Raw genomic sequence first — 7,846 nt, 5'->3', positions numbered from 1 at the left:
GTCTTTTCCAACAATAGTATCTTGAATAACATTTCTGTTTTCATCAAACAAAGTAACTAAAGATCCAGGTAAGATCTCTTTACTATGTTTATCTTGAACAATTCCTTCTACTAAATACTTTGTTAGTATATTATCTTCTCGATTAAATCTATATAATTTATCTTCTTTGGTTCTGTTTGAGCTAAAAAAACCAAAGTTCTTTTTTTCATCTATTGAATAACCAAAATCATCTAAGTTAGAGTTTACTCCAGTTCCTAAATTAAATGGATTAGAAAAAGAGTCATTAATTAATTCACTTCTAAAAACATCTAAATTCCCAAAACCTTCGTGTCCATTAGAAGAAAAATAAAGTGTGTTTATTCTACTTATATAAGGGAATTGTTCACGTTGACTAGTATTAATTTTGTCTCCTAAATTTTCAGGAACTCCAAATGTACCATCTGCATTTATAGCTACCTTATATAAATCAAAACTTCCAAAACCTCCTGGCATATCAGAAGAGAAGTATAATGTTTTTCCATCTTTACTCAGAGAAGGATGCTCGATACTATATAAATCACTAGAAAAAGGCAATGCTGTGATATTAGTCCATTTTTCATTTTCTAATTCAGCCTTATAAATCTTAATATTGGCAATTTTAGTATCATTTATTAAAATGCGTTCTGGATTTGTACGATTAAAGTACATTGTTTTTCCATCTTGAGTAAATGTGGCATTACTTTCATGAGACTCAGTATTTACAGTCATTCCGAAAGGCTCAACATCTGTTAACTCTCCAGAAGTTGTTAATGTGGCAGAATATAGGTCTAAATAAGGTAAATTATTCCATGTATATAAAGGGCTTTCTTCATTTCTAGCTGAAGCAAAAGCAACTTTATTATCTAGATAAAATGACATTCCAAAATCACTTTTTCCATCCTTGTTAAGGATTTCCTTTTCAGAAAATACATGAGGAGCATTTTTCTTTACGTCTTCTGTAAATTCATTGTAATTAAATGGTTTGTCAAAAAGTGTTGCTAAAATTTTATCAGAAGCATCAAATTCATTAATTGTTTTTAAGGCTTGTGCATATCTAAACAACCTATTACTGTCTGTAATTGGAGCAAACTCTTCGATAATAGATTTATATGTAGCAATTGCATTTTCCATATCCAATGTATAGAAATAACTATCTGCTAAATTTTGCTGTGTTTCTAACGTTTTATTTTTTAGTGCTGAATAACCTTCAATAGCTGTAGTATAAGATTTGTTATCGAAATAACGATTCACCTTTTTAAGACTCATAGTTTGAGCACAAATAGATGATGTAATAAGAACTAATAGTATAAATATATTATTTTTCATAAGATGTATAAGTATTAAAAGAATCTTGGTGAACGATCAAATCCTTTAGATATATTTAAGAAATCTAAATTATAAAGTATCATTATTTCATGAGACCCAGAATTAAAATTCCCTAGATTAGATGTTGTGTAGTCGTATGCATATCCAATACGTAATTCTGGTGTTACTTTAAAATTAACTAATCCACTAATAGCATCATCTAATCTGTATCCAATACCAGCCTCAATTCTATTATTTATTAGCACATTAGCAGTTAAATCTAATGCTAATGGTGCACCTCTAACAGCTTTAGCCATAAATGCAGGTTTTAGCTTTAATTTTGGGTTAAGGTTAAAAACATATCCACCAGTTAGAAACATATGTATATCTTGTACACCTGTAGAAACAATACCATTTTCGGTTTCTATATGTTTAGAAGTTAATAGGTTAGGAGCAGAAAGCCCAACATAATACTTGTCTGTAAAATAAAAAGTTCCTATACCAGCATTTGGAAAGGTTTTGCTTATGTTTTCATTAAAAGCAACATCTGTACTAGCATTACCAGATTGTAAACTAAAATTGCTAAAATCAGTATTAAAAAAAGTTAAACCAGCTTTAATACCAAATGATAGTTTAGATTTTTCACTAAGTTTTAATACATAAGCGTAATCTGCAAAAATATTATTCTCGTTAACTACATCACCAATGTTATCGTTAACAAATGAAATTCCAACTTCCATTTTCTCGTTTATTGGTGTATGAGCAAAAAATGTCCCTGTTTGCGGAGCACCTTCTAAACCAACCCATTGTGTCCTATACAATGCACCAAAGTTAATTACACCTTCTGTAGCTGTTGCATAAGCTGGATTTATAACACTATGGTTATACATATATTGTGTAAACTGAGGATCTTGTTGCGCTGTAGTTATAAGACCAAAACATAAGGTTACTACAGTTAGTATATATTTATACGTTTTTTTCATTTTAATTGAAATTAATGTATGATTTTTAATTGATTAACGGTTTAAATATAATCTACCTTGTTTAGCTTTAGTTATGCCATAATTATAGTTTAAAATATAATAATAAACTCCTACCGGTAAATCTGTTTTACTTAAAACTCTTGATTGATTAGATCTTCCTTTAAAATCTTCAATATTAGCATTGGATTTATAAACTAAGCTTCCATATCTATTATAAAACTCTATGTCATAATTAGGATATAAGAACTCAATATTATTGATTGTAAAACTATCATTAACGCCATCACCATTAGGAGAGAAGCCATCAGGTATATCTAAAGTTCCACAAGCTGATAAATCTACAGTAACCATTAACCTAATACTACTTTCACAATTTGTTGTTGGATGTATTAAAGCAGCGTAGTATGTTTCTCCATCTATTAATATATCTGTTGAAGTATAAGCAGTTCCACCAGTTATAGTATCGTACCAAACGACATTACTTAATGTAGGGTTAACTTCTATTATATTAGCGGTTAATGTCTCTATTGTAGGATTATCGTTAATACAAAATAATTCACCTTCGAAAATTAAAGTTGGTGTAATTTCGTCTGAAACAATAACATCTATTTGAGCTCTAACAGATGATATACATAAACTTGTTGAATTTGTTTGTGTAGAGTAATAATCTTCTCCATCTATTAATGCATCTGTAAGAGGTAATGGAACAATACTTGTAGCATCATTATACCATTCAATATTATTTCCAGTCACCAAAGCATTTAAATCTGCTACAGTTGGACTATTAACCAAACAGAATGTTGCACTAGAAACAGTAGTAATTGGCGTAGCTGCATCGTTAACAGTAATGTTTAAAGTAGCCATAGCGTTTATTGTACATGGTGAAACAGCATTAACAGTATATGTGTAATTTCCTGTTCCATCTAAAGCTGGGTCAAAAATATTTGTTCCACTATTAAGTAATGGACTCCATGTTCCGTTAGTATCAGGAGTTCCTCCTAATTGCGTTAATAAATCTACAGTTCCATCTGCTACACAAAAAGAAATGGTATTATCTAATCCTGCATCTGGAGCTTGATTTATTGTTACATCTATTTCTGCTGTATCAACATTACAAGCACTTGCTATTGTATATATGTATGTTCCAGAAACAGCAGTTGCTGGATCTAAAACATTAGATAAAATAACCCCATTTAAAGACCAATCTCCACCAGTTGTTGCTCCTCCTAATATTGGAAATAAATCCACTGATGTATCTGTAGAACATAAAATTAAAATATCATCTGTTCCAGCAGTAACTGGAGTTTCTACTGAAATTGTTACTATAGTTGATGCATTTACACAAGGAGCATTAGCGACTACTGTATAAGTGAAATCATAATCTCCAGGAGTTACACTTGAAGCATCAAAAGTACTACCAGACAAAGCTCCAGTTGCATCTGTATCTGTCCAAGTACCTGTTCCATCTTCAGAACCATCTAATGCAGAAAATAAATCATAAGCTGTCACTGTATTGCAAATATTACCATTTACTGCAATACCAGAATTTGGTGATAAGAATATAGTTACAACAACCTCTGTTCTAGATACAGATTCACAATTTGATATTATATCTGTTTGTGAAGCATAATAATTTTCACCATCTACTAATACTGTTCCTGCTGGTAATGGAGAACCTAAAGTTGCATCATCATACCATTGAATATTTGTTCCTGAAGTTACTGTTAAATCTCCAACAGTTGCTGAGTCACAAAAGTTTTGTATTGCATTTAAAGTTGGTGCATTAGTTTCTGTTACAGTAACAGAAACTGTTTCTGTATCGTCTGAACAAGTTCCAACACCTGTAACTGTATAAGTAAAATTAAACGTTGAGTTTATTGTTAATGCATTTAAATCTACATTATTATCAGTTAAAGCTCCAGAAGTATCATCATCCATCCAAACTCCACCAGAATCTTCACCAGTAAGTTGATTAAATAAATCTAATGTTGGAGTAGTGGTAAGGTCTATTAAGCAAATATTAAAATTAGTAGCTGTACCAGCATTAGGAGCATCTTCTATAGTTATTACAACTGTTGAGCTATTCGAACAAGAATTTGCATCTGTAATGGTATATGTATAATTAAATGTTCCGACTGGTAAAGCAGATATATCTACTGTATTACCTGTTAATTCTCCTGACGCATCATCGTCTAACCAAGATCCTCCAGCATCATTACCTGATAATTGATCAAATAAATCAAAACTTGTGTTGGTTGTAGTTTCACAAACAACAAATGGTGTAGCAGTTCCAGTATTAGGTAAGTCATTAATAATAACTTCTACTGTAACTAAAACATCATCACAAGTTCCAATAGCATCTACATCAAAAGTGTAGAAATAGTTACCTGCAGTTAAGACAGATAAATCTGTTGGATTAGCTATTATAGCACCAGTATTATCCGTTCCAGAGTGCCAAACACCAGTTTGATCTTCACCATCTAATAAATCAAATAAATCATAACTTGAAGGTAAAGCGTCAATACAAAAAGATATTGGACTAGCCGTACTAACTGTACCACTTTCCGGAGCATCCAAAATAGTTATTGTAACCGTTGTACTATTAGAGCAATTATTAGCATCTGTAATGGTATAAGTATAATTGAATATACCTGCTGGTAAAGAGGATAAATCTATAGTATTACCAGTTAGGACTCCAGAGGCATCATCATCTGACCAAGTCCCTCCAGCATCTTCTCCTGTTAAAATATCAAATAAATCAAATGCTGAATCATTTAGAAAAGGATCATTAGCGCATACTGGAGCTGGGTTATTTGGAGTACCTGTGTTTGGTAAGTCGTTAATAATAACTTCTACTGTAACTAAAACATCATCACAAGTTCCAATAGCATCTACATCAAAAGTGTAGAAATAGTTACCTGCAGTTAAGACAGATAAATCTGTTGGATTAGCTATTATAGCACCAGTATTATCCGTTCCAGAGTGCCAAACACCAGTTTGATCTTCACCATCTAATAAATCAAATAAATCATAACTTGAAGGTAAAGCGTCGATACAAAAAGATATTGGGCTAGCCGCACTAACTGTACCACTTTCTGGAGCATCCAAAATAGTTATTGTAACCGTTGTACTATTAGTACAATTATTAGCATCTGTAATAGTATAAGTGTAATTAAAAACACCTACAGGCAAAGAAGATAAATCTATAGTGTTACCTGTTAATACTCCAGAAGCATCATCATCTGACCAAGTTCCTCCAGTATCTTCACCTATTAAAATATCAAACAAATCAAATGCTGGATCATTTAAAGCTGGATCACTTATACAAAAGGGTGCAGGATTATTAGGTGTTCCAGTATTTGGTATATCGTTAATAATAACTTCTACAGTTACTAAAACATCATCACAAGTTCCTACTTCTGTAACATCAAATGTAAAGAAATAATTACCTGGAATTAAAACAGATAAATCTGTTGGATTAGCTACAACAGCACCAGTATTATCTGTTCCAGAATACCAAACACCAGTTTGATCTTCTCCATCTAATAAATCGAATAAGTCATAACTTGAAGGCGCTTCATTTAAACAAAAAGATATTGGGCTATCTGGACTAACAGTTCCGCTTTCAGGAGCTGGCAATACAGTTAATGTTACATCTTCAGAATCAGTACAACTAGCATTACTAATTGTATATGTAAATACATAAGGACTATTTGCAGCATCAAACGTAGAAATATCAATAGGGTTTGTAACTACATTTCCACTTGCATCTGTCCAAGTTCCTAAATTATTGTCTTGAGAACCATCCAAAGCATTAAATAAATCAAAAGGATTTGGTGTTAAATCATTTTCACAGAATGTTGCTGGTATTGCAACTCCTGGAATTGGATCTAATAAAATTTCAACTTCAACTTGGGTCGATTCTTCTGGACAAGGATTTGGCGCTACATTCTGAGTATAGGTAAATACGTACATTCCTGGTGTAAAACCAGATAAATCTATTGGAGACGTTACAATAGGATCTGTACTTAACGGACCTTGAGTCCATTGTCCACCAGGATCTTCATTATCTAATAACGAATTTAAATCAAAATCTGTTGGTGCTAAAGACTCACAAAACTGTGCAGGACTATTAACGGATGTTGTTCCTGAACTTAATACTGGATAAATAATCAACACAACTGTTGCTGTATCATCTGGGCAAGCATTAACACCAGGAACCGTATACGTATAATTATATGTTCCATCTGTTAAAAGGGTTAAATCTACCATACTAACTCCAAAAAGAGCTCCAGAGGCATTATCATCAGTCCAAGTTCCACCAGCATCTTCTCCAGTTAAATAATCGAATAAATCTATTGGAGAATTAGCAGCTAAATCTGTTTCACAAAAATCTGCCGGTAAAGGATTACCAGCTTCGACTGGATCGTCGATTTCTACAATTACTGGGACAGGATTACTATCACAGAAAAAACTTTCAGCTTGAACATAATATGTATTCCCATCAACTAAAGCTAGAGCATTATTAAGTGCTGGAGGAATAACATTTCCTAAACCATCTATATTTGCATACCAATTAAATAATCCAGTTGTACCTGGATTTAAACTAGCTATAGTTGGACTTGTATCAGAACAAAATTGTTGTGGTGATGGAGGAGTAGGATCTAAAGGAGAATTATCTACAGCTGTACGTCCGTTTTCTATTTGAGATGTACAACCAGAACCATCTACAAAAACTATAAATAGATTGGTAAAACCTAAAGGGATATCATTAGCAAATGTAACAGGGCTAGTTAAATCGAAATCAAAATATATTTCTGTACTAACAGTTCCTGCTGGAATAAAAGATGAAATAACTTCGTTATAGTAGTCATTAAATGTAGCATTATCGTTTGAACAATAGATACCATTAAACAATCCAGCACCAGAAGCATCTACTGTGAAATCTACAGTAATTGAAGGTCTAGCCCCTGCGCAAGAGTCACTAACATCATCTGCATAATATGTTCCTTCAGCAACTAATTGCATATCTGGCAATGCTGTTGTGCTTATGGCTGAATCATACCAAACAATTCCGCCACCTGTATCTGTAGCAAAGGCAGATAAGTCACTGAAGTTGAATCCAGCTGCATCACAAATAACAATTGGACTAGATGGTATAGTTGGACATTGTGCGTATGATATTACGCTTGTTAAACAAAAAGCTAAAGCTAAAAGCTTAACTTTAAATAATTTTGAATTATAAATAAACATTAACTTAAATTTAGTTTATACTTTATTTTTACAGCTAACGAATATATTTTAATTTTTTTTATAAATCTTAAATTTATTTCTATTCTATATCAATTGGCGGGTTAAGTGTATTATTTTAACGTTTAAATGACTTTTATGTATTGACATTTTAGTTTATTTTGTTAATTTTAACTGTATTTTTTAATAAATTAACAAAATTAATCAGTCGAAATAATTTATTATAAAGGTAAAGTACATTTTTATGAATGATACATTCTATTTTACATAATATTAATTATAGTACAAAT

3 protein-coding genes are annotated in these 7,846 nt (G+C 31.8%); all 3 read right to left on the bottom strand.

Annotated elements, in window-relative coordinates:
- The coding region (locus ACFDSN_RS11310; RefSeq protein ID WP_375239965.1) for a hypothetical protein at positions 1-1,344 on the bottom strand (1,344 nt) is incomplete at its 3' end.
- Between the two features lie 14 nt (positions 1,345-1,358).
- Positions 1,359-2,306 carry a type IX secretion system membrane protein PorP/SprF gene (locus ACFDSN_RS11305; protein ID WP_375239964.1) on the bottom strand — a complete coding sequence of 316 codons (948 nt, stop codon included), beginning with the start codon at positions 2,304-2,306 and terminating at the stop codon, positions 1,359-1,361.
- A 33-nt stretch (positions 2,307-2,339) separates the two neighbouring features.
- Positions 2,340-7,559, bottom strand: coding sequence for a gliding motility-associated C-terminal domain-containing protein (locus ACFDSN_RS11300; protein ID WP_375239963.1), 5,220 nt, complete (start codon positions 7,557-7,559; stop codon positions 2,340-2,342).
- Between the last annotated feature and the right edge of the window lie 287 nt (positions 7,560-7,846).

The organism is Aurantibacter sp., from assembly GCF_042094015.1.
Classification (GTDB): Bacteria; Bacteroidota; Bacteroidia; order Flavobacteriales; family Flavobacteriaceae; genus Aurantibacter.
Note: the sequence above shows the minus strand (reverse complement) of the source record. Positions and strands in the feature narration are given on the sequence as shown.